Origin of the sequence: Actinomyces bouchesdurhonensis (assembly GCF_900128465.1) — a bacterium.
Taxonomy (GTDB): domain Bacteria; phylum Actinomycetota; class Actinomycetes; order Actinomycetales; family Actinomycetaceae; genus Pauljensenia; species Pauljensenia bouchesdurhonensis.
This window is the reverse complement of sequence record NZ_LT635866.1, coordinates 1-22,838: the sequence shown is the minus strand read 5'-3', so window position 1 is coordinate 22,838 and position 22,838 is coordinate 1. Positions and strand designations below refer to the sequence as shown.

The 22,838-nt window shown below is 65.3% G+C and carries 16 protein-coding genes and 6 pseudogenes; 2 read left to right on the top strand and 20 right to left on the bottom strand.

From position 1 onward, the window contains the following. Positions 1-225: 225 nt before the first annotated feature. Positions 226-1,737: an FAD-dependent oxidoreductase gene (locus tag BQ7477_RS02505; protein ID WP_073982698.1), complete on the bottom strand. Its 1,512-nt coding sequence runs from the start codon at positions 1,735-1,737 to the stop codon at positions 226-228. 451 nt (positions 1,738-2,188) lie between these two features. Here BQ7477_RS02505 and BQ7477_RS12965 point away from each other — a divergent pair. After that, a pseudogene (locus BQ7477_RS12965) lies at positions 2,189-2,329 on the top strand (IS3 family transposase); the annotation flags it as partial. Between the two features lie 296 nt (positions 2,330-2,625). On the opposite strand, the gene BQ7477_RS02500 reads toward BQ7477_RS12965, so the two are convergent. The 18 genes and pseudogenes from BQ7477_RS02500 to BQ7477_RS02405 all read right to left on the bottom strand — a co-directional run. Beyond that, positions 2,626-3,639 carry a polyprenyl synthetase family protein gene (locus BQ7477_RS02500; RefSeq protein ID WP_073982697.1) on the bottom strand — a complete coding sequence of 338 codons (1,014 nt, stop codon included), beginning with the start codon at positions 3,637-3,639 and terminating at the stop codon, positions 2,626-2,628. Further along, positions 3,636-5,189 carry an NADH-quinone oxidoreductase subunit NuoN gene (gene nuoN / locus BQ7477_RS02495; protein WP_073982987.1) on the bottom strand — a complete coding sequence of 518 codons (1,554 nt, stop codon included), beginning with the start codon at positions 5,187-5,189 and terminating at the stop codon, positions 3,636-3,638. The genes BQ7477_RS02500 and nuoN overlap by 4 nt, the downstream gene beginning before the upstream one ends. 11 nt (positions 5,190-5,200) lie before the next feature. Beyond that, positions 5,201-6,668: pseudogene (locus BQ7477_RS02490) on the bottom strand (complex I subunit 4 family protein). 25 nt (positions 6,669-6,693) lie between these two features. Then, the gene (gene nuoL / locus BQ7477_RS02485) at positions 6,694-8,670 is read right to left on the bottom strand and encodes an NADH-quinone oxidoreductase subunit L (RefSeq protein WP_073982696.1); all 1,977 of its coding nucleotides are present in this window, start codon (positions 8,668-8,670) and stop codon (positions 6,694-6,696) included. 15 nt (positions 8,671-8,685) lie between these two features. Further along, the gene (gene nuoK / locus BQ7477_RS02480) at positions 8,686-8,985 is read right to left on the bottom strand and encodes an NADH-quinone oxidoreductase subunit NuoK (protein WP_073982695.1); all 300 of its coding nucleotides are present in this window, start codon (positions 8,983-8,985) and stop codon (positions 8,686-8,688) included. Beyond that, on the bottom strand, positions 8,982-9,959 hold the full coding sequence (locus BQ7477_RS02475) for an NADH-quinone oxidoreductase subunit J (protein WP_073982694.1): 978 nt from the start codon (positions 9,957-9,959) through the stop codon (positions 8,982-8,984). The genes nuoK and BQ7477_RS02475 overlap by 4 nt, the downstream gene beginning before the upstream one ends. Then, the gene (gene nuoI, locus BQ7477_RS02470; protein WP_073982693.1) at positions 9,959-10,609 is read right to left on the bottom strand and encodes an NADH-quinone oxidoreductase subunit NuoI; all 651 of its coding nucleotides are present in this window, start codon (positions 10,607-10,609) and stop codon (positions 9,959-9,961) included. Before nuoI ends, BQ7477_RS02475 begins: the two co-directional genes overlap by 1 nt. After that, a complete protein-coding gene (gene nuoH / locus BQ7477_RS02465) occupies positions 10,602-11,930 on the bottom strand; it encodes an NADH-quinone oxidoreductase subunit NuoH (protein ID WP_073982692.1) in 1,329 nt (442 codons plus the stop codon). Before nuoH ends, nuoI begins: the two co-directional genes overlap by 8 nt. Then, entirely contained in the window at positions 11,927-14,359 is a 2,433-nt protein-coding gene (locus BQ7477_RS02460; protein ID WP_073982691.1) for an NADH-quinone oxidoreductase subunit G, read from the bottom strand. The genes nuoH and BQ7477_RS02460 overlap by 4 nt, the downstream gene beginning before the upstream one ends. After that, positions 14,356-15,660, bottom strand: coding sequence for an NADH-quinone oxidoreductase subunit NuoF (nuoF, locus tag BQ7477_RS02455; protein ID WP_073982690.1), 1,305 nt, complete (start codon positions 15,658-15,660; stop codon positions 14,356-14,358). Before nuoF ends, BQ7477_RS02460 begins: the two co-directional genes overlap by 4 nt. Beyond that, complete coding sequence (gene nuoE, locus BQ7477_RS02450; protein WP_073982689.1) at positions 15,657-16,442, bottom strand: NADH-quinone oxidoreductase subunit NuoE; 786 nt, start codon at positions 16,440-16,442, stop codon at positions 15,657-15,659. Before nuoE ends, nuoF begins: the two co-directional genes overlap by 4 nt. After that, positions 16,439-17,785 (bottom strand): NADH-quinone oxidoreductase subunit D, encoded by a 1,347-nt coding sequence (locus BQ7477_RS02445; RefSeq protein WP_073982688.1) that lies wholly within the window; start codon positions 17,783-17,785, stop codon positions 16,439-16,441. The genes nuoE and BQ7477_RS02445 overlap by 4 nt, the downstream gene beginning before the upstream one ends. Beyond that, a complete protein-coding gene (locus tag BQ7477_RS02440) occupies positions 17,785-18,522 on the bottom strand; it encodes an NADH-quinone oxidoreductase subunit C (protein ID WP_073982687.1) in 738 nt (245 codons plus the stop codon). Before BQ7477_RS02440 ends, BQ7477_RS02445 begins: the two co-directional genes overlap by 1 nt. Then, positions 18,519-19,073, bottom strand: coding sequence for an NADH-quinone oxidoreductase subunit B (locus BQ7477_RS02435; protein ID WP_073982686.1), 555 nt, complete (start codon positions 19,071-19,073; stop codon positions 18,519-18,521). The genes BQ7477_RS02440 and BQ7477_RS02435 overlap by 4 nt, the downstream gene beginning before the upstream one ends. Before the next feature lie 22 nt (positions 19,074-19,095). After that, entirely contained in the window at positions 19,096-19,455 is a 360-nt protein-coding gene (ndhC, locus tag BQ7477_RS02430) for an NADH-quinone oxidoreductase subunit A (RefSeq protein ID WP_073982685.1), read from the bottom strand. A gap of 28 nt (positions 19,456-19,483) precedes the next feature. Next, positions 19,484-20,173: pseudogene (locus BQ7477_RS02425) on the bottom strand (geranylgeranyl reductase family protein); the annotation flags it as partial. After that, complete coding sequence (locus tag BQ7477_RS12255) at positions 20,064-21,095, bottom strand: FAD-dependent oxidoreductase (RefSeq protein ID WP_234968651.1); 1,032 nt, start codon at positions 21,093-21,095, stop codon at positions 20,064-20,066. The pseudogene BQ7477_RS02425 and the gene BQ7477_RS12255, both read right to left, overlap by 110 nt. A 317-nt stretch (positions 21,096-21,412) precedes the next feature. Beyond that, a pseudogene (locus BQ7477_RS02405) lies at positions 21,413-21,835 on the bottom strand (ubiquinone/menaquinone biosynthesis methyltransferase); the annotation flags it as partial. Between the two features lie 2 nt (positions 21,836-21,837). On the opposite strand from BQ7477_RS02405, the pseudogene BQ7477_RS02400 reads away from it, so the two are divergent. Beyond that, positions 21,838-22,392 (top strand): annotated as a pseudogene (locus BQ7477_RS02400) (chorismate-binding protein); the annotation flags it as partial. Here BQ7477_RS02400 and BQ7477_RS12740 read toward each other — a convergent pair. Then, positions 22,386-22,628: pseudogene (locus BQ7477_RS12740) on the bottom strand (class I SAM-dependent methyltransferase); the annotation flags it as partial. The pseudogenes BQ7477_RS02400 and BQ7477_RS12740 sit on opposite strands and share 7 nt — an antisense overlap. Positions 22,629-22,838: the final 210 nt, after the last annotated feature.

Genomic DNA, 22,838 nt, shown 5'->3' with positions numbered 1-22,838 from the left:
GAAGGCCCTGAAAGCCAGCCGCAACACGAGTGGGAATCTTTCAGACAAACACAAGGACGCGGACGAAACCTGGGCACACTACCAGCAGTACCGTTCCCCCTCGGACACCGGCAACTCCACCGCGCGGACGAAGCCACATTAACAGCCGCCGCCTTCACCTCCCCCACACAAACGAGGCCGCAACCGGAGTAACCGGCCACGGCCTCGTCAGGAAACGAAACGACCTCAGTTGCGTCGTCCCGGACCCGTGTAGTCGTCGAAACGTTCGGGGGCGGTGGGCACGCCCATCTCGCCCATCTCGCCGATCAGGTCGGCGGAGGCGGCGTCCACCTGCGCGCCACGCGAAATGTCGGTCATCGCGCGACGGGACACGACCTTGATGCGCTCGCGCTTGCCGCGACCACCGGGCAGCTCACCGTAACCCTCACCCAAGGCCTGCTCGTAGGCGTCGAGGAGCTCCCAGCCCTCCCAGGTGGTGAACTCGACGCCGCGGGACTCCAAGAGCGCCACCATCGCATCGTGCCCCACCTCGGCAGTCTTCGCATGCAGGCGCCCCTCAGACGCATCCTCGACGAGGTGCGTGATCGTCTGCTGCGCGTCGGACTTCGTCGAGCCAATGAGGCCAACAGGGCCACGCTTGATCCAGCCGGTCGCATACACGCCAGGAATAACAGGGGCAGACTCATCCTTCGTGGTGTCACCCTCAATGACGCGCCCCTCAACGTTAGGGACTACGCCGGCGCGAGTGTCGAAGGGCAGGCCCGGGATCGGCGACGAATAGTAGCCCACCGCGCGGTACACGGCCTGCACGGGCCACGTCGTGATCACGCCCGTGCCCGACACCGTGCCGTCGCCGTTCAGAGCCGTGCGCTCGGTACGTAGCGCCTTCACGTGACCGCGCTCGTCGGCGACGATCTCCACGGGCGCCTGGAACAAGTGAATATGGATGCGACGCGACGCCGTGTGCTCCTCAGGATCGGCCATCGCGTAGTTCGTCAGCGTCTTAACCACCTGGCGCTGCTGGTTCGACGCGCGCAGCGCCTCCTCAGAGCCCTCGTCGAAGTCGAAATCCTCCTCCGAGACGATGACGTCCACGTCCGGCACCTTGCCCAGCTCGCGCAGCTCCAGCGGCGTGAACTTCACCTGCGCCGGACCGCGGCGGCCGAACACGTGCACGTCCGTGATCGGATTGTCGGCCAGGGCCTCGGCGACATTAGCCGGCACCTCGGTCTTGAGCATGTCCTCAGCGTGCTTGGCGAGGACGCGCGAGACGTCCAAAGCCACGTTACCAACACCCAAGACCGCGACCTCGCGAGCCTTCAACGGCCACGTGCGCGGGTAATCCGGGTTGCCGTCATACCAGGACACAAAGTCCGCGGCACCGTACGACTCGGGCAGGTCCACGCCAGGAATGTCAAGCGGGTGATCACGGTCCGCGCCGGTCGCAATAATGATCGCGTCGTAGTGGTCGCGCAGGTCATCGATCGTCACATCACGGCCCACCTCAACATTACCGAGCAGGCGGATGTCACCGCGCTGAAGAATCTTGTACAGGGCCACAATGATCTGCTTGATGCGCGGATGGTCGGGGGCCACTCCGTAGCGCACCAGTCCGTACGGGGCGGGAAGCCGCTCAAACAGGTCGATGTTCACCTCGAGCCCAGACTTCGAGAGGATGTCCGACGCGTAGATGCCAGCGGGACCGGCGCCGATGACGGCAACGTTGAGCGGTGCCAAGCGAGTTCTCCTTCTTCGTGACCGCGCGCGAATGCGCGCACCTGGGCACCAAGTTTAGCGCCCCAAGGCCAAGGGCATCCTAAGCTGAGACACCAAACACAGCCTCGGCCGTCGCGCGGGACGAGGCCTGGGCGGCTCCCCCACGGACGAGGCCGGGGCGCGGCGGATCCCCCACGGACGAGGCCGGGGCGCGGCGGATCCCCCACGGACGAGGCCGGGGCGCGGCGGATCCCCCACGGACGAGGCCTTGGCATGTTCGGTTCAGAGGCAACCTCTGCGCCGCCCTCCCAAAAGTCGCATGCAATTCGGTTGACCGAACTCTTCTCATCACCCAGAAACGTTGGAATTGCAACGACACTATTTCAATACATAAAAGGTTAACAGGGAAATTGCATGCAACATTGTTGGGGAACCACGACGATGCCCCATACATGATCCGGCCACGACCGGGACAGGTCGAGAGACATGCGAACGCGAAACCGCCGCCTGGGTCCACTGGTACAACACCCGCCGCCCCCTCTCCCTGGGCGGCATCACACCACAACAAGCAGAAAATCAACACACAACAACACGAAAGGAAGCGGCCTCAACAAGCCTCCACAAAACCCGGGATTTGACACACCCGCTAAGGGGCATTGCACCCGTTACGTGGCGCTGCACCCTTTACGTGGCGCTGCACCCGTTACGTCGCGCTGCACCCGTTACGTCGCGCTGCACCCGAACAGAANTCGCGGCGCTGCGCGGCATCAAGCCCGGGCGCAGGGCACACATACAACGAGCCCGGACGCGGGGCACACATACAACGAGCCCGGACGCGGGGCACACATACGACGAGGCCGGGGCCAGCCGCGCGCAACAGCACGACCGATCCCCGGCCTCGTGAAAAAATCAAGCCAAGCGATCCACCATGAGATGCGCGAAGGCCTCCAGCGCCTTCTTCGGCTCGCCCTTCGGCAGCGGCGCGAGCGTTGCAACCGCGTCATCCGCCCACGTGCGCGCAAGCTCGCGCGTCTCTCCAAGCACGTCATGGCAGCGCAACTGCTCCACGACGGACGCGAGAGCCTCATCGGACGACAGATCTCCGCTCAGATCCCGCAGAATGCGCTCCCCCGCCTGGTCGATCGTGCCGGCGGCTTCCCGGCGACGCAGCAGCAAAACCGGCAGCGTATCCACGCCTTCACGCAAGTCAGTGCCGGGCGTCTTACCGGACTGCTCACCCGACGAAGCAAGATCCAGCACGTCGTCAGCGATCTGAAAGGCGACCCCCACCTTTTCCCCGAACTCGGCCAAGACATCACTAACGAGCGACCCAGCGCCCGCCAGCAGCGCGCCGAAAGACGCGGCGGCTGACACAAGCGAACCCGTTTTGTCGGCCAAAACCTGCAGGTAGAAGTCCACACGATCCACCCCGTCGGTCGGCCCGAACGTCTCATTGAGCTGCCCCTCGCACAGCCGTTCAAAGGTACGCGCATGGCTAGCGACCATGTCAGGACCCAGGGAGGCGATAAGCAGCGACGCACGAGCGAACAGAATGTCGCCCGCCAGGATCGCGCGATTATTACCCCAAAGGTGCTGGGCGGAGGGCACCCCTCGACGCGTCGGAGCAGAATCCATGACATCGTCGTGATACAGCGACGCCAGGTGCGTCAGCTCGACAGCCGTCGCGGCCGCGATGACCTTATCGCCGAGTGCGCGCTCGGGATCACCCAACTGCGCACACACGAGGGTCAGCAGCGGACGCATCCGCTTGCCGCCCGCCACCGCCAGATGACGCGTCATCTCGTCAATGAGGTCACGAGACGAGGACACCGCCTCGAGCAAACGACGCTCGACGACCTCGAGCCCCGGCGTGATACGGGCCTCGAGGTCGGGAACATGAAGATCGGGTGTTTGAGCACTCACGGGATCAGTATGACGATCTTTTCAAGCAGGCTCAACACGGGGCCAGGGAACACGCCAAGCGCAACGGTTCCGACGGCACACACCACGATCGCCAAAGCGGACAGACCTTCAGAGCGAACCACGACAGAATCCTCACCAGGCTCGGTGAAGAACATGACGCGCACCAGGCGGAAATAGTAGAACGCGGTAATCGCCGAAGCAACGAGGCCAACGACCGCGAGCCAGCCGATGCCACCCTTGATCGCATCGGAGAAAATCACGAACTTCCCGATGAATCCACCGGTCAGCGGGATACCCGCGAAGGAAAGGAGGAAGACCAGCATCGAACCCGCGATCCACGGGTTCGTGCGGCCAATACCCGCCCACTTACGCATGCTCGTCGCCTCACCCAGGACGTTGCCCTCGGAATCGCGACCGCGCACGAGCGCAACCACACCGAATGCTCCGACCGTGGCCAGGCCGTAACCCAACGTGTAGAACAACACATGGCCCGTGCCGCCCTTCTGGATCGCGAGGATACCCATCAGGATGAAGCCCGCATGAGCGATGGACGAGAAGGCCAGCATCCGCTTGACGTCGTCTTGCACAAGGCCCGCGAAGGTACCGACAATGATCGTCAGCACGGCGACCGCCGCGAAGACGTACAGGAAGTCCCACTGCAGGTAGGCGGCAACGGCCTGATAGAAGCGCGCCATCGCGGCGAAGGCAGCGATCTTCACGGCTGCGGCCATGAAACCCGTCACCGGGGTCGGGGCGCCCGTGTAGACGTCCGGAGTCCACGCATGGAAGGGCGCGGCACCCACCTTAAACAGCAAGCCCACCATCACGCAGAACACGCCAACCAGGACCATCCAGTCCATGTTCGTGTGAGCGGAGATAGCCGCGCCCAGCGCGGACATCTGCAACGTGTTGCCGAACCCGAAAAGGAACGCGATACCCATGAGCATGAAAGCGGAGGAGAATGCGCCGAGCACGAAGTATTTGAGCGCAGACTCGTACGACAACTGTCGACGGTAGCGTGCCGTCGCGGCCATGGTGTACAGAGGCAGCGACATAACTTCGAGCGCCACGAACAGGGTCACGAAGTTATCGGCTGCTGGGAAGATCATCATGCCGCCCAGCGAGAAGAGGGTGAGCGGGAACATTTCAGAACGCTGGTAGTTTGCGCGTTCCGTGAGTTCCTCAGCCGCCGATTCAGGGCGGTCGGAGGGCTGGCCCGCAAACGCGCCGTCGCCGACGCTGGTACGGTCCGCCATGACCAGGACGGCCAGGAACCCGATGATCACGAGGATGGACTGAGCGCCAACCGAAAGCGGGTCCTCGATGTACTCCCCCAGCGAGGCCGGGGAAGCGAGGACAGGTGCCCAACGCAAAGCAAGTATGACGGCGGCGCCAGCGGTCGCTAGGACCGACAGAGCGATGACGATGGGGCGGCGCGCCTTGGCTGGGGCGAAGGCCTCAACGAGAATGCCGAAGACGGCACCACCCAGCACGAGGAGGATAGGCGCGAGGCTCAACCAGTGAACCTCGGGGGCCTGGAAGTTAGCCATGGGTAGGACGTTCACTGTGCGCTCCCTTCAGAGGTGGCGCCGACCTGCGAAGTGGCCAGGTCGAGGTCTGAAGCAACCGGGGTCAGGGCGCTCACGAGGGGCGCCGACCAGATACCAAGGATGAGCATCGCGGCCACGAGCGGTGCCATGACGCCGCGTTCGCGCGCCCCAAGGTCCGCCAGGTCCTCCTTGCCTTTGCCGGGCGCGCCCGTGAAGACACGCTGGTAGGGCATGAGGATGTAGAGGGCGGCGATGACGACGCCGAGGACCGCGAAGAGCGCCAGCGGGCCGTTGACCGTCCATGTGCCCATGAGCACGAGGTACTCGGGGACGAAGCCGGACAGGCCTGGCAGCGCGATGGAAGCAAGCCCAGAGATGAGCCACAGGCCGGCGAGGACCGGCGTAACTTTCTGCATGCCGACGTACTCGCGCATATCCTGTGTGCCGCCGCGACGCGAGAGCCAGCCGGACAGGAGGAACATCGCGGCGATGGAGACGCCGTGAGCGACCATGTAGAACATGGCGCCAACCAGGGCGATCTGCGAGCCGATGAAGATGCCCAGCACCATGAACCCGAAGTGCGACACGGAGGTGTAGGACACGAGGCGCATGATGTCGTTTTGTCCGTTGGCTGACAGGCCGCCCCACAGGATCGAGATGACGGCGAGGACGCACATGACCCACTTGGCGGACGCGGAGGCGCCGGGGGTGAGCTGCAAGCACATCGTGATCATGCCGAAGGTGCCGATCTTGTCCAGGACGCCGACCAACAGCACGGACGTGCCGGGGCGAGCAACGGCGGCCGCATCAGGCAGCCACGTGTGAACGGGAACCATCGGGGCCTTGATCGCGAAGGCGACCATGAAGGTCACGAAGATGACCATCTGCGCGGGCATGGACTGGGTCGGCAGGATACCTGCGAGGGTGTCCATGCGGAAGAAGGCCGTCGTGTCCGCCTGGGTGGCGGCCAGGCGCGCCCAAATGTAGATGATGCCACCAAGCATGACGAGGCCGCCGAAGAGCGAGTAAAGCAGGAACTTCATCGCGGCCTTGTGGCGCGCTGACGCCTCGCCGAGGCCGTAGCGTCCGATCATCAGGTAGAGCGGGACCAGCATCGCTTCGAACGCGATGTAGAAGACCGCCAGGTCGAAGGCCGCGAAGATGAGGACCATGAAGGCCTGGAGTGACAGGACCAGGGCGGGCTGTGCTCCTCGGTCCTCGTTCTCGTTCCAGCCTGCGACCAGAACGATCGGGACGAGGACGAGAGCCAGGAGAATCATGACGAGGCCGAGAGACGTAACGGCCACGGACCAGGTCACGCCGATCTGCGGGATCCACGTGCGGGACTCGTAGAGCTGGTACGAGGCCGGGGCCGACCAGTTGAACGCGGTGGCGGNGCGGGACGAAGCCGAGGAGGGCCGCGCCCGCGGCCGGGATGGCCACGAGGACGGTCAGCCACGGGAAGTTAGCAGCAACCATTGCACTTTCCATTGTCGTAAACCCCTTAGAGCCTGAATCCGAGGACGATGGCCAGGGCGAGGATGACGCCTCCCAGGATGTAGGCGGCGTACGTGCGTACGAGGCCGTTCTGGGTGACACCGACGAGGCGTCCGAGCAGTTGCGAGCCGCCTCCGAGGCCGTTCAGTGCTCCATCGATGGCACTCGCATCGCCGACGGTTGCGACGGTGACGAGGCCTTTGGCGGGCATCATGAACAGGGTTTCGTTGACGGTGTCCTGGTAGAGGTCGCGGCGAGCGGCCTCGGTCAGGGCGTTACCTGCGGGGACGGAGGTGGGGACTTCGTCGCGCCCGTACTTCATCCACGCGATGAGCGCGCCGACGATGACGAGGGCGAGCGTGGCTCCCTGGATAACGTACTCGTTCATGACGGGGTGTCCGTGTTCGAGCTGGCCGATAGAGGGGGCCAGCCAGGTGACGAACGCGTCGCCCACGGACAGGGCACCGCCCAGGACAACCGCGCCGATCGCGAGGATGATCATGGGGATCGTCATGAGGGGACCGGACTCGTGCGGGTGCACGGGCGCGCCCTCAGCTTCGGTGGTCCAGCGGGCCTTGCCGTGGAACGTCATGAAGAAGAGGCGGGACATGTAGAACGCTGTCACGCCGGCGCCAACCAGCGCGACGGTTCCGTAGACCCAACCGATCCAGGTGGCTTCTGTGGTGGCGAAGGTGTGGGCGCTGAACGCGGCCTCGATGATCTTGTCCTTCGACCAGTAACCGGCGAAGGGCGGGACGCCGAGGATCGCGAGCCAGCCCATCATGAAGGTCAGCCACGTGACTTTCATGGCACCGCGCAGGGCCCCAAAGCGGCGCATGTTGACCTGGTCGCCCATGCCGTGCATGACGGAACCAGCACCGAGGAACATGAGGGCCTTGAAGAAGCCGTGCGTGAAGAGGTGGAAGATCGCGAAGGCCCAGCCGATGGGACCCAGGCCCGCGCCGAGCATCATGTAGCCGATCTGGCTCATGGTTGAGGCTGCGAGGACCTTCTTCATGTCGTCCTTCGCACAGCCGACGATCGCTCCGAAGAGGAGGGTGATCGCACCGACAATGGCGACAGCGGTGGAGGCCACGGGCGCGGCGACGAAGATGGCGCCTGAGCGGACGATCAGGTAGACGCCTGCGGTGACCATCGTGGCCGCGTGAATGAGGGCGGACACGGGGGTGGGACCCGCCATGGCGTCGCCCAACCATGCTTGCAGTGGGAACTGAGCGGACTTACCGCAGGCAGCCACGAGCAGGAAGAAGCCGATGAACGTGGCGGAGGCGACGGGAATCGTCGAGGCCTGGGCTGAAACGTCCGCGAAGGACACGGAATGGAAGGAGGCGACCATGGCCATCATGGCGATGAGCATGCCCATATCGCCGACGCGGTTCATGACGAACGCCTTCTTGGCGGCCACCGCGTTGGCGGGCACGTGGTTCCAGAAGCCGATGAGCAGGTACGAGGCCAGGCCTACGCCTTCCCACCCGGCGAAGAGGCCGACGTAAGAGTCGGCCAGCACCAGCGTGAGCATCGCAGCGATGAAGAAGTTCAGGTAGGCGAAGAAACGTCGGCGGGCCTCGTCGTGCTCCATGTAGGCGATCGCGTACACGTGGATGAGCGAGCCGACGAAGGTGACGAGGAGGACGAAGGTGATGGACAGCGGATCGACGAGCAGGCCGAAGTTCACAGTGAAATCACCGGCGGGGATCCACGTGAAGAGGGTTTGCGCGTAGCGACGCGCGTCTTCGGGGGAACCCAACATTTGGGCGGCGATGGTCGCACCGATGACGAAGGTCGACCAGGATGCGAGGGTCGCCAGCAGGTGGCCCCACTTGTCGGCTGAGCGTCCCGCCAGCAGAAGCAGTCCTGCGCTGACGAGTGGGATGAGGATGAGGAGCCACGCGTAGGAGGCGGCTCCGGTGACGTCGACCGTCTGGGCGGCGCTGGGAGCCTGCGCGGACATGAAGGTGGTCATGAGTTACGTCCTCCTTCAGTTCTTCAGCAGGTTCATGTCGTCCACGCTCGTGGTCGAGCGGGAACGGTAGATGGACACGATGATCGACAGGCCGACGACAACTTCAGCGGCCGCCACGACCATGACGAAGAACGCCATGATCTCTCCGTCGACGTTCGAGTTGATGCGCGAGAACGTCACGAGGACGAGGTTCGCGGCGTTGAGCATCATTTCGACACCCATGAGCGCGATAACCGCGCTGCGGCGCACGAGGACCGTGGTCGCTCCGATGGCGAACAGCACACCCGCGAGGATGAGGTACCAGGCGAGACTCATTTGCTCTCCTCCTTCTTCTCAGTGGGGGTGGTGGTGCGCGCTTTTCGGGCCCGCGGCTGGGCTAGTCCGGTGGGCGCGGCGGCGCCGGGCATCCCGAAGGAGCCGGAGCGGGGGACGTCGGGCGTGCGCCCGATGGTGTAGGGCGATTCCTCGAATGCTTCGGCGGCGTCAGCCTCGCTGCGCGCGATGGCGAGCTGTTCGGACACCTCGGGGGTGACTTCACCGATCGTACGGACGAGGCCGCGCACGCGCAGCACGCGGGGCACGGATTCTTCGAGGGCGCTGAGGGTCTCACCCGAGATGGCGGGCACGTCGGCCGCGTTCGACTGGGCGTAGACGCCGGGGGCGGGCAGCTGACCGATGCGCGAACCCTTGTCGGCGAAGGCACGCATCTTGGAGCGCGCCGTCTCAGCTTGGTCGGCTTTGGGGCGCAGGCGGTCAGAGTGGGTGAGCAGCATCGCGCCGACGGCAGCCACGATCAGCAGGCCACCGGCGAGTTCCATGCTCAGCCAGTGCTCCTGGAACAGGGTGATCGCCAGGTCGGTGATCGGCTGGTTGGAGTAGGGGTCGGCCTCTCTGGGCGCGTAGGCGGCGGGCATGGACTTCAGGATCGCGGTCGTCATGATCACGATTATGCCGAGGCCGCCGAGCACCGACGCGACGATCGCGCCGCGGCTCTGGCGGGCGTAGTCGTCGGAGGTGCCGATGCCGATCAGCATGATGACAAAGAGGAAGAGCATCAGGATCGCGCCGGTGTACACGACGATCTGCGCGACACCCAGGAAGGGGGCGCTATTGGCGATGTACAGGACGGCCAGGCCGAGCATGACGCCGACCATGCAGATGACCGAGTGTGCGGCCTTCTTACAGAAGAGGACACCCAGAGCGCAGGCAACCATGACGATGGCCGTGCATGCGAAGAGGATGATCTCCCCCGTTGACCCCATCATGGGCCAACCGTTGGACAGGTTCATCAGTGTGTCTCCTTCACGACTCTTACCGTCTCGAGGGACGGGTCGTCGGGCCGACGGCTCGCGACCCAGTCGACCTGGGCGGCGGTGGGGCCGGTGACCTCCCCACGGTAGTAGTCGATGTCATTCTTACCCTCGACCATCGGGTGGGGTGCTGCAAGCATGCCGTCTGCGAGCGGGACCAGCAGGTCTTCCTTCTGGTAGATGTCGTCCGCGCGCGTGTACTTGGCGAGTTCGAAGTCGTTCGTCATCGTCAGAGCGCGCGTTGGGCACGCCTCGATGCACATGCCGCAGAAGATGCATCGCAGGTAGTTGATCTGGTAGACGCGACCGTAACGCTCACCCGCGGAGTACTGCTCGTCGGGCGTGTTGGATGCGGCCTCCACGAAGATCGCGTCGGCGGGGCAGGCCCAAGCGCACAGTTCACAGCCGACGCACTTTTCGAGGCCGTCGTCGTAGCGGTTGAGCTGGTGCCGTCCGTGGAAGCGGGGCATGACGCGCGCGGGTTCGCGCGGGTACTGCTCGGTGACGGTGGGCCGGAAGAAGGAAGACAGGGTGACTCCGTAGCCGGCCATGGGCGCGACGAACTGGGCGAAAGCGCCCTTGGGGTCGTGCTCGAAGAGCATCTCCTCGTCGGTGGTCTTCTCACTCATCGGTGGCCTCCTTCGGGTTCTTAATTGCCGAGGCCGTGGCCAGTTCGCCGTCAATGGTGACGGTGGCGCGCGGGCTGGGGATGGGGGTTTGTCCTGGCAGCGGTGGGACGGGGAAGCCGTCTTCGAAGCCGGTGTATTCGCGTTCGGACGCTGGGATCGGCTCTGGTTCGGGTTTGTCGGTGAGCCAGATGATCGCCAGGGCAATCAGGAAGAGTCCGCCGACGCTGCCGAAGAGGACCGGCGTGGAGAGCTGGACGAACTGGGTGATGCCGCGCACGAGGGCGACGAGCACGAGCCAGCCCAGTGCGATGGGCATGAGGCGCTTCCACCCCAGGTTCATGAACTGGTCGTAGCGGAAGCGCAGCAGCGTGGCGCGCGTCCAGATGAGCAGGAACATGAAGAACCAGATCTTCAGGAAGAACCACAGCATCCCCCACCAGCCGGAGTTGAGGAATTCGACGTGGGAGAACGGCCAGGGGGCGTGCCAGCCGCCGAGGAACATCGTGGTGGCCACGGCCGAGACATTGAGCATGTTGACGTATTCGGACAGGTAGTACCAGCCGAACTTCATCGACGAGTACTCGGTCATGTGGCCGGCGACGAGTTCGCCTTCGGCTTCGGGCAGGTCGAAGGGCAGGCGGTTAACTTCGCCGGTGGCGCTGATGCAGTAGATGACGAACGCGGGGAACAGGGTGAACGCCCACCAGAACTGTCCCTGAGCAGCCACAATCTGCGAGGTGGACATGGAACCCGACATGAGGAACACGCTCACGAGGGACAGTCCCATGGCCAGTTCATAGGAGATGACCTGCGCGGAGGAACGCACGGCGCCGTACAGGGGCAGGGTCGAGCGGGTCGACCAGCCACCCAGAACAATGCCGTACAGGCCCAGCGAGGCGATCGCCAGAATGTACAGGGAGGCGACGGGCATGTCGGTCAGCTGCAGCGGCGTCGAGATGTTTCCGATCGTCACGTTCGGACCCATCGGGATGACCGCGTAGACGCTGAACGCCGCGAAAGCCGCGATCGCGGGAGCCAGGAAGTACAGGAACCTCTCGGCTCGGCGGGTCCACATGTCCTCCTTGAAGAGGAGCTTACCGGCGTCGGCGAACGCCTGGAACAGGCCGAGGGGACCAGCCACGTTCGGGCCGGGACGCGTCTGCATGCGGCCCAGGCCTCTGCGCTCGACCCACAGGGCCAGCAGCACGTTGGCGATCAGGAAGACGATGATGAACACGGCCTTGATGAGGCTGAGCCACCATGTTTCGTCGCTGAAGTCCGCGGCGGTGTATTCCGGAACTGCAAAGGGTGTCAGTGTCATCGTGCCACCTCCTGCGAAGGACGCAGGGTTACGACGGTGCCGACACCGCCNGCGATACCCGCGGCGGCCAGCGTCGCGGCCGAGGCCAGGAGGATCGGGCAGCGGGCCGAACCGGCCAGCCACGGGGCACCATCCTGGAGGCGACCGGCGTCGATCATCGGCTTATGGGAAGCGAGAACGACCTCGCCTTTCCCGGCGGTGACGGGGACCTGCGCCGGAACCGGGGTAAAGCCCTGCGGTGCTGCGTCCCACTCCATGAGGGGGTTGACTTCCTCGTACAGGTCGGCCAGGGTGGTGATCCCCAGGTCAGTATCGAACTCCTCGGTGAGGCGCACGAGCACGTCGCGGTCCGTCAGGGACGTCGCGGAGCGGGCCTGGCCGAAGGGACGCAGACGTCCCTCCCAGTTGATGAACGTACCGTTCTTCTCGACCGCGGGGGCCACGGGAAGGACAACGTCGGCGCGCTCAGTGACCTCAGAGGCACGAACCTCGAGGGAGACCAGGAAGGGGACCTCGTCGAGCGCGGCGCGCACGCGGGCCGGATCACTAAAGTCGCGCACGTCGACGCCGCCGACGACGAGAGCCGCAAGCTCACCGGAGGCAGCCGCCTCAATCATGGCCGCGGCATCCAAGCCGCGCTCAGGCAGCTCACCCCACCCCAGGGAGGCGGCCCCGGCCTCGTCGATCGTACGGCCGAAGGGAAGCAAACCCGGGAGGAGACCGGCCTCGACGGCGGCACGATCACCGGCGCGGCGAGGAACCCACGCGAGGCGGGCGCCCGTACGCTCCGCGAGAGCAACGACGGCTGAAAGCAAGCCGGGGGTCTGCGCAGCGCGCTCGCCCACGAGGACGACGCCGCCAGACAGGGCCTGCGCCAGGTCAGCGCAGGCGCCACCCGCCTTAATGGAGTCCACGACGCCCGGCTCAGCGCCGGGGGCGGCGTGCAGAACCCGCGCGCTCATCTTACGCGAACCGTTGGAGGTGAAGGGCGCGACAGTCGCGACCTTGACGCCCGACTTGCGCGCCGCCTTGCGCAGGCGCAGGAACACGGCACCGCACTCGTCCTCAGGTTCGAGAGCGACCAACAAAACCTGACCCGCGCTCTCCAGGTCCGCGTACGTGACCTCGAGGCCGGACCCCGCCACGAACGAGGCCAGGAACGAGCGCTCCTCCTCGGAAGACGGGCGCGAACGAAAGTCAATCGAATCGGAACCCACGACCATGCGCGCAAACTTCGACCACGCCCACGCGTCCTCGAAGGTGAGGCGGCCGCCGGGCAGGAAACCCACGGACGAACCGGCCTGCTCCAGGCCCTCACGGACGCGGTCAAGCGCGTCAGACCAGGAGGTGGGCACCAACTCGCCATCCACGCGCACGAGCGGGTACGTCAAACGATCAACCTTGTCCCACTCGAAGGCGAAGCGGTCCTTGTCGGTGATCCACTCTTCGTTCACTTCCGGGTCGTTGCCACTCATCCGACGCACCACCTCACCGCGACGCATATCCTGACGGATCGCGGAGCCGGACGCATCGTGTTCCGTGACCGAGGCCGTGGAAACCAAGTCGAAGGGGCGCGCGCGGAAGCGGTACGACGCGGCAGTCAGAGCACCGACCGGGCAAATCTGGATAATGTTGCCCGAAAAATAGGACGCGAAAGCGCGGCCCGACACGTCACGCTCGGCGACGGAAAGCTCGCCCTCGTTGAGCGAACCGACGATCGCGTCCGTGCCGAACGGGGACGACAATGACGAGGTCGACGCCTCCTTGGCAGCAGGGTCGAAGAAGCCGAGGGTGGTCGTGTCGAATCCGCCGACCTGCTCGCCCATGAAGTAATGGTCGTCCGTGGGGGCAGTGCCACCGCCACGACCCTGCAGGTCCATGAACACGTCGCCCGAAATTTCCTTGCCGAAACGCACGCAGCGCTGGCACAGGATGCAGCGCTCGCGATCCAGCAGAATCTGGGAGGTCAGACGCAGCGGCTTCTTGAAAGTGCGCTTAGCGTCCGTGAAGCGGGACTTGCCGCGTCCCTCCTTCATCGCCTGGTTCTGCAAGGGACACTCGCCGCCCTTGTCGCAAACCGGGCAGTCTAGCGGGTGGTTGATCAGCAGGAACTCCATGACGCCACGCTGAGCGCGATCCGCCACCTTGGAGGTGTGCTGGGTCTTGACGACCATGCCCGGGGTAACCGTCTGCGCACACGAGGGCTGAGGCTTGGGCATGAAACGCAGCTGACCCGTGTTGCGGTCGGGCATGCCGACCTCGACCAGGCACTGGCGACACGCGGCCACCGGAGCCAGGAGCGGGTGATCACAAAAACGCGGGATCCTGATGCCGGCCTGCTCGGCCGCGCGGATCACGAGCGTACCCTGGGGGACAGAAACCTGAACGTCGTCGATGGTGACGTCGATCATCTTGGGCGCGTCGCTCATCGGCCACCTCCTCGCGCGTAGTTAGCGGACGCCTCGTAGGGGAAAAGCTCGCGTGCGGGCGTGGCCAGCCCGGCCTCGAACTCGTCGCGGAAGCACTTGATGCCCGACATAATCGGAGTTGCTGCAGCATCACCCAGCGGGCAGAAGCTACGGCCCGCAATGTTATGCGCGATCTCGTCAAGCAGATCCACGTCGCCGGGGCGACCCTCACCCCGCTCGAGACGCAGCATAATCTGCTTCATCCAATAGGTGCCTTCACGGCAGGGCGTGCACTTACCGCAGGACTCATGCTGATAAAACTCCGACCAGCGGGCGATGACGCGCACAACCGAGACCGTCTCATCGAACACCTGCAGCGCACGCGTACCCAACATCGACCCGGCTGCGCCCACGGACTCATAATCCAGGGGAGTATCCAGCTCATCCTCGGTGAAAATCGGGGTAGAAGAACCGCCGGGGGTCCAGAACTTCAGCTGGTGGCCCGAACGGATACCGCCCGCCATCTCAATGAGCTCACGCATCGTGATACCGAAGGGAGCCTCGAACTGGCCTGGGTTTTCCACGTGACCCGACACAGAGAAAATGCCGTGACCCTTAGACTTCTCAGTGCCCATCGACGCATACCACTCAGGCGAGTTACGGAAGATACCCGCCACCTGGGAGATAGTCTCCACGTTGTTAACCACCGTGGGACGGGCATACAGGCCGGCAACCGCGGGGAACGGGGGCTTCAGACGCGGGTGGCCTCGACGCCCCTCAAGGGAATCCAACAGGGCCGTCTCTTCACCGCAGATGTAGGCGCCGGCGCCCGCGTGAGCGGTGATACGCAGGTCGCCGAGCACGCCAGCCTCACTGGCCTCACGCACAGCCTGAAGCAAACGGCGATACACGTGCGTAACCTCGCCGCGCAAGTAGACGAACGCGTGGTCGCAGCCAATCGCACGCGACGTGATCGCGATACCTTCAATGAGAACATGCGGGTTGCCCATGATGAGCGGGATGTCCTTGCAGGTGCCCGGCTCGGACTCGTCAGCGTTCACCACGAGATAACGGGGACCACCATCAGCGGGGGGCAGGAAGGACCACTTGAGGCCGGAGGGGAAACCGGCGCCGCCACGGCCTCGTAGACCCGAATCCTTCACGGCCGCGATAATGTCGGCGGGCTCCATCGTACGGGCCTTCTCGAGGCCCCGGTAGCCTCCTCGCGCCCGGTAGGAGTCCAGCGTCCAGGAACGTTCCTCTCCCCACCCATTCGTGAGGATCGGGGTCAGCGGCCCAGGCGCAACATATGTGGTGCTCACTTCGCCTTCACTCCCTTCTTATTCGAGGCCTTCGCGGATGCCTTCGTGGCCTTCGTGGGGGCCTTCGTGGCCTTCGTGGATGCCTTCGAGGCCTTCGTGGGGGCCTGGTCGGCGGCCTTGTCAGCCACCGGCTCGGTCCAGCCCTTCGCCGCGGCGATCTTTCGGCCCAGCAGGGTCGAGGGGCCAGCGGAGGGACCCTCGTCCTCGTGGCCGTCCAGGAAGCCAGCGAGGACTCGCTCGTTCTCCTTGAACGTGGGGGCCACGATCGGTCCGCGCGTCGGGTGAATATCGCGACCAGCCTGGATGTCATCAATCATGGCCAGCGCCGAGGACGGGGTCTGGTTGTCGAAGAATTCCCAGTTGACCATGACGACGGGCGCGTAGTCGCACGCCGCGTTGCACTCGATGCGCTCGAGCGTGATCCTGCCGTCTTCGCTGGTCTCGTCGCTGCCGACACCGACCTTCTCGGAGACCTTTTCCCAGATCTCATCCCCGCCCATGACGGCGCACAGCGCGTTCGTGCACACGCCCACCAGGTAGTCGCCGGTGGGGTGGCGCTTGTACTGCGTGTAGAAGGTCGCGACCGCGCTGATCTCTGCGCGGGGCAGGTCCAGCGTGGCGGCGATGAAGTCGATGCCGTCCGGGCTGACGTAGCCGTCGACGGACTGGACCAGGTGCAACATGGGCAGCAGTGCCGAGCGCGCGTGACCGTCCGGGTAGCGGGCGATAATCTGGGCGGCATCCGCCTCCAGGCGTGCCAGTGTGTCGGGTGTATAGCTCATCGATCAACGCCTCCGAGAACGGGGTCGATAGCGGCCAGGGAAACAACCACGTCGGCCAGTTGGCCGCCCTCAGTCATCATGGCCAGTGATTGCAGGTTAGCGAAGGAGGGGTCGCGGAAGTGTGCGCGGAACGGGCGGGTGCCACCGTCGGAGACGAGGTGAACGCCCAGGATGCCCTTCGCGTGCTCGACGGTCTGATAGACCTGGCCGGCGGGCACGTGGAAGCCCTCCGTGACGAGCTTGAAGTGGTGAATGAGGGATTCCATGGACTCCCCCATGATTTCACGCACGTGCTCGGCGCAGTTGCCCTGGCCGTCGGTGGCGACCGCCAGACGCGCCGGCCATGCGATCTCCGGGTCCGCAACCATGGTGGGCGCGCCCTCGCATTCGTCGAGCTTGGCCAGGGCCTGCCACACGATGCGCATCGACTGGTAGCACTCGTCGAATCGAACCATCGTGCGGTTGTAGACGTCGGAGTGGTCGCGTGTGGGAACGTCGAACTCGAAGTTCTCGTAGCCGCAGTACGGCTGGCTCTTGCGCAGGTCCAGGGGCAGGCCGGCGGCGCGCACGCCGGGGCCGGTGTGGCCCAGAGCCATGAGGGCGCTCAGCGGCATGACGGCCACGTCACACAGGCGCTTCTTAAAGATCGGGTTCTCGACCAGGATGTCCTGCAGCTCGCCGATGTCCTTGCGGGCCCGGCGCAGGCGATCACGGATGTAGTCTGTCGTCCCTTCGCCGATGTCCTGTACGACGCCGCCGGGGCGAATGTACTCGTGGTTCATGCGCAGGCCGGTGATGCGTTCGAAGACGCGCAGGATTTCCTCACGGGCGCGGAAGCCGATCGTCATGATCGTCGTGGCGCCCATTTCGTTGCCGGTGGAGCCGATGGCGACCAGGTGTGAGGCGATACGACACAGCTCCATCATGACGACACGAATGAGGGTCGCGCGCTCGGGTACGTCCTCTTCGATGCCGAGGAGCTTTTCGACGCCGAGGCAGTAGGCGGTCTCCTGGAAGAAGGGGGCGACGTAGTCCATGCGCGTGCAGTAGGCGACGCCCTGGGTCCACGTGCGGTATTCCATGTTCTTCTCGATGCCGGTGTGCAGGTATCCGGTGTCGACGCGGGTCTCGCGGACCTTTTCTCCGTCGAGCTCGAGGATGAGACGCAGGACGCCGTGGGTCGAGGGGTGGACGGGACCCAGGTTGACGACGATACGTTCGGATGTGATGGCCTCGATCTCGTGCAGGACGTCGTCCCAGTCGCCGCCCTGGGTGAGGACTTCGGGGATGTCTTCGATGGGCAGGTCGGCCTGGCCAGCAGGCGCGTGGAAGGCGGTGGTCATCAGTTCACACTCCTACGGACGTCAGCGGAAGCGTTGACGGCGCCCTTGAATTCGACGGGGATGCCGCCCAGCGGGTAGTCCTTGCGCTGGGGGTGCCCAACCCAGTCGTCGGGCAGCGCGGTGCGCGTCAGCGAGGGGTGCCCGGTGAAGACGATGCCGATGAGGTCCCAGGTTTCGCGTTCTTGCCAGTCGTTTCCGGGGTAGACGGAAACGATGGAGGGGATGCGGGGGTCTTCGTCGGGGCACGTGACTTCGAGGCGGATCATGCGGTTGTGCGTGATCGAGTACAGGGGGTAGATGGCGTGCAGCTCGCGGCCCTTGTCGAGGGGGTAGTGGGCGCCGTTGGTGCCCAGGCACATTTCGAAGCGCAGGTCCGCGTCGTCGCGCAGGTAGGTGGCGACGCGTTTGATGTGCTCACGCGCGATGAAGATGGCGAGCTGTCCGCGGTCGATCGTGACCTTTTCGATGACGTCGGCGACGTTGAGGCCATCGGCGGCGATGAGCTCTTCGAGGACGTCGACGACCTGGTCGAACCAGCCGCCGTAGGGGCGGGAGGCCTCGCCGGGCAGGAAGGAGTCGGTCACGAGGCCGCCAAAACCGGAGGTTGAGGAGTCGGTGCCCGCGCCGAAGAGGCCCTCGCGGTGGGCGATGGGTTCGGGCAGGGCGAAGCCGCGCTGGGACGAGGCCCGGGTGGCTTCGGCGGGCGCGTCACCTTCGGGGATGGACACGTCACTCATGCGAGGAGTCCCTTCATCTGGTGGGTGGGGGTCGCTTCGAGGGCGGCTTTCTCGGCTGCTCGGGCGATCTCGCGGCGGTGGACGCCGAGGGGTTCCTTGCCGATTTGCTCACGCAGGACGAGGACAGCGTGGATGAGGGCCTCGGGGCGGGGCGGGCAGCCGGGCAGGTAAACGTCGACGGGGACGATGTGGTCGCAGCCCTGGACGACGGCGTAGTTGTTGAAGACGCCGCCGGAGGACGCGCACGCGCCCATGGAGATGACCCACTTGGGTTCGGGCATTGAGTCGTAGACGCGTCGGATGATGGGAGCCATCTTGTGCGAGACACGACCGGACACGATCATCATGTCGGAGTGACGCGGCGAAGCGCGGAAGACTTCGAGGCCGAAGCGCGCCATGTCGAAACGGGGGGTACCGGCGGCCATCATTTCGATGGCGCAGCACGCCAGACCCATGGTGACGGGCCACTGGCTGTACTTGCGTGCGAGCCCGAGGACCTTTTCGACGCTGGTGAGCGCGATGCCCGCAGGCAGGGATTCTTCAAGTCCCACTTGTCTGTTCCTTACTTATATCTCAGTAATCCAGGCCGCCGCGTCGCCATTCGTAGGCGTAGGGGACGCAGAGCGTGACCAGGAAGCTCATCATGACGACCAGTCCGAATAGGCCCAGGTGGTTAAAACTGACGGCCCACGGGTACATGAACACAACTTCGATGTCGAAGAGGAGAAATGTTATGGCGACCAGGTAGTAGCGCACCGGGAAGCGGCCCTCGGTGAGGTGAGCGCTGGTCGGCTGGATGCCGCACTCGTAGTTGTCGGCCTTGGTTGTGGACTTCTTGGTGGGGCCAAGGATCGCGGAGGCGACCAGGCCTCCGAAGGCTAGGACGAGGGCGGCTGCCGACATGATGAGCAGCGGCACGTAGGGATTCGTCATCGTTCCTCCCGGTTATGGGTGGTGGTGGTCATGCGGGTCGCACCACCTTGGTCAGCATGGTGATGAGTTGGTCGTCGAAGTCGCCTCCGCTCCTCTCGTACCCGTCCGATAGGAGCTTGTGGACGAGTGTCATGAGGCGCGGGATGGGCAGCCCGACGTTCGTGCAGGCGCGCATGATCGTCGGGTTTTCGATGAGCGCGACGAAGATGCGGCCCAGCTGGTAGTAGCCGCCGTATTCGTCGCGGAGCATGTGGGGGTATTCGCTCATGGCGCGGTCGATGCCGGCGCGGTGGGAGCGGGAGCGGGCCTGGGCGATGCAGGATGCGGCGTAGCGTCCGGCTTTCATGGCGGGGGCGATGCCTTCGCCGTTGTAGGGGGAGACCATGCCACCGGCGTCGCCGACGAGGACGAGGCCCTGGGTGTAGTGGGGCTTGCGGTTGAAGCTCATGGGCAGGGCCGCGGAGCGAAGCTGGCCGATCTGGTTGTCGGGGGTCAAGCCCCATTCCTTGGGGAGGTTCGCGGTCCAGGTCTTGAAGACCTCGCGGTAGGGCAGGTCGGTGGCGCCGGCGCGCGAGGCGACGGAGCCGAGGCCGACGTTGACGACGCCGTTACCCATGGGGAAGATCCAGCCGTAGCCGGGAAGCAGGTCGGAGGCGCCCGGGGTGCCGCTCCACAGTTCGAGGTGGGATTCCATCCATTCTTCGTCGCCGCGGGGGCTCGCNGGTGGGCGCGGCGGCGCCGGGCATCCCGAAGGAGCCGGAGCGGGGGACGTCGGGCGTGCGCCCGATGGTGTAGGGCGATTCCTCGAATGCTTCGGCGGCGTCAGCCTCGCTGCGCGCGATGGCGAGCTGTTCGGACACCTCGGGGGTGACTTCACCGATCGTACGGACGAGGCCGCGCACGCGCAGCACGCGGGGCACGGATTCTTCGAGGGCGCTGAGGGTCTCACCCGAGATGGCGGGCACGTCGGCCGCGTTCGACTGGGCGTAGACGCCGGGGGCGGGCAGCTGACCGATGCGCGAACCCTTGTCGGCGAAGGCACGCATCTTGGAGCGCGCCGTCTCAGCTTGGTCGGCTTTGGGGCGCAGGCGGTCAGAGTGGGTGAGCAGCATCGCGCCGACGGCAGCCACGATCAGCAGGCCACCGGCGAGTTCCATGCTCAGCCAGTGCTCCTGGAACAGGGTGATCGCCAGGTCGGTGATCGGCTGGTTGGAGTAGGGGNGGCCGGAGCCGTCCTGGATTGCTCCGGTGACGGTGACGCCCTCGTAGAGGCGTGCTCCGGCTTCGACGGCGCGGCGCGCGAGCGCGTGGTCGAGGTCCACGCGGGCTCGTGTCATGCCGTAGCCGGGCAGGGATTTTTGGTCGGGCCAGTCCATGTGGACGGTGTGGCCGCCGCCGATGACGGTGAGGCCACGGTTGCGCATCCATCCGGTGGTGTCCACGCCCATCGCGATGAGTTCGTGCACGGCTGCGGGGGTGAGTCCGTCGCCGCAGACTTTTTCGCGCGGGAAGGGGCTTTTCTCCAGGAGGATGACGTCGAGGCCGGCTGCGGCCAGGTGATAGGCGGTGGAGGACCCGCCCGGGCCTGCGCCGACGACGACGACGTCAGCGCTCATGTCGCTGGGCATGGTGGATGCCACGGCATTCCTCCGTTGTGTGGGCGCGCGGGTGCATCCGCGCAAGTGTGCAAGGCGGATGAGGTGTGCACGTCACCCCGATCCGCTCGTCAGCCTAGCTAGGTCACCCTCACCTCGCCGGGTAGGGGCATTTTTCGGCGCATTGTCGGGCGAGGAGGCCGTCGCGATCCTCACGCGCACACATCATTTGCGCAACGTTTCTCTGTCGTAAATGTCCGCCGGGGCTCGTTCTCGCGAGCGCACTCGCAGAACCCGCCTTACCTGCACACGACAAAGGCCGGGGCACCACGCAGGGGGTCCCGGCCTCGTCGTCGCGATCGTTACGGGAGCGGCTTGACGGCGCGGTGCATGCAGGCGATGCCGCCGGTCAGGTTGCGGTATTCGACCTCACTCCAGCCGTTGGCGGCCACCATGCGCGCGATTACCTCCTGCGCGGGCCACTGGCGGATCGACTCGACGAGGTAGTCGTAGGCCCCGTCGTTCGTGGAGGCCAGGCGCGCAATCGTCGGCATGACCGTCTTCTGGTAGACGTTGTACAGGCTGCGGAACGCGCGCGAGGGCGGCGTCGAGAACTCTAGGATGACGAGGCGCCCGCGGGGGCGCACGACGCGAGCCATTTCACGCAGCGCGAGCGCGGGATCGGGGATGTTGCGCAGGCCCCAGGAGATGGTGACCGCGTCGAAGGAGCCGTCTTCGAAGTCGAGGTCCATGGCGTTACCGTGGACGAATTCGAGTTCGGGGTGGNGCGGCGGTTGATGCTGCCCTGGCCGAGGCGAGGCCCGCTCCCCGTGTGCCGGAGTCCTTGACGTTTGGGCAGGGGTCGATGTCGCGGACCCAGTGGCGTGATTCGGTGCGCTCGATGGCGGCTCGCCTGCGCGAGGGCGCCGCCGACAAGGCCGTGATGGCGCGCGACATGACGATTCGGTGCTCGTGGGGCTTTGATGAGCGTTTCCTGTTGGAGCGCCTGACCGAGCTGTATCCGTCGACGTGGCGTTTTAGCGTGGATTCGCTGGTGGGGGCGTCCCCGGAGATGCTGATTGCTGCTTCGCACGGGACCGTGTCGTCGCGCGTCCTGGCTGGCACCTGCAAGCCGGGCGAGGGGCAGGCCTTGGCGTCGAGTGCGAAGGACCTGCGCGAACACGCGCTGGCGTCGGAATCCGTGTCGTCGATTCTGACGTCTCTGTGTTCCGATGTGCGCTCGCAGGGCCCGTTCCTGCTGTCTCTCCCCAACGTCGTGCACTTGGCGACGGATGTGCGTGCGCGTTTGGGGGCAGCTCACCTGCTGGACCTGGTGGCCGCGCNTTCGGCGCCCCCTTTGGCTAGCGCAGCCGCGGACGCCCCCGTGCCGGCTGCCAGGTCGAGGATGCGTTCGCCGGGGTGGGGGGCGACTGCCTTGCGCAGCGCGGTCATCCAGACATGGTTCAAACCGCCCGTCATCAGCGTGTCCATCATGTCGTAACGCGTGGCGACGGAGTCGAACATCGTTGCAATCTCTTCGGGGACCTTTGTGAGGTCGGCGCGTGGGGCTTGTGTCATGCGTTAATCCTCCCACGTCTTTTAGCGCGCCGCCGCCCCTGCTCCTACCATTGGACCCATGCATGAAGACTTTGGTTGCTCGCGCCTTGTTTTTCGGGCGTTGGGCCTGCCCGCCGAGCACCCGGGGTCTACTTGCTCACTGACGTCCCTGCTGCCTGCGTCGGGTGGCGCGGCGTGGCTGGGCGAGCGCCGCCAGATGGTGGGCCTCGG

Coding starts and splice junctions, on each gene's coding strand:
- nuoN (WP_073982987.1), bottom strand. CDS start 5,189: ATGGCTAACTTCCAGGCCCCCGAGGTTCACTGGTTGAGCCTCGCGCCT.
- nuoL (WP_073982696.1), bottom strand. CDS start 8,670: ATGACCACCTTCATGTCCGCGCAGGCTCCCAGCGCCGCCCAGACGGTC.
- nuoK (WP_073982695.1), bottom strand. CDS start 8,985: ATGAGTCTCGCCTGGTACCTCATCCTCGCGGGTGTGCTGTTCGCCATC.
- BQ7477_RS02475 (WP_073982694.1), bottom strand. CDS start 9,959: ATGAACCTGTCCAACGGTTGGCCCATGATGGGGTCAACGGGGGAGATC.
- nuoI (WP_073982693.1), bottom strand. CDS start 10,609: ATGAGTGAGAAGACCACCGACGAGGAGATGCTCTTCGAGCACGACCCC.
- nuoH (WP_073982692.1), bottom strand. CDS start 11,930: ATGACACTGACACCCTTTGCAGTTCCGGAATACACCGCCGCGGACTTC.
- nuoE (WP_073982689.1), bottom strand. CDS start 16,442: ATGAGCTATACACCCGACACACTGGCACGCCTGGAGGCGGATGCCGCC.
- BQ7477_RS02445 (WP_073982688.1), bottom strand. CDS start 17,785: ATGACCACCGCCTTCCACGCGCCTGCTGGCCAGGCCGACCTGCCCATC.
- BQ7477_RS02440 (WP_073982687.1), bottom strand. CDS start 18,522: ATGAGTGACGTGTCCATCCCCGAAGGTGACGCGCCCGCCGAAGCCACC.
- ndhC (WP_073982685.1), bottom strand. CDS start 19,455: ATGACGAATCCCTACGTGCCGCTGCTCATCATGTCGGCAGCCGCCCTC.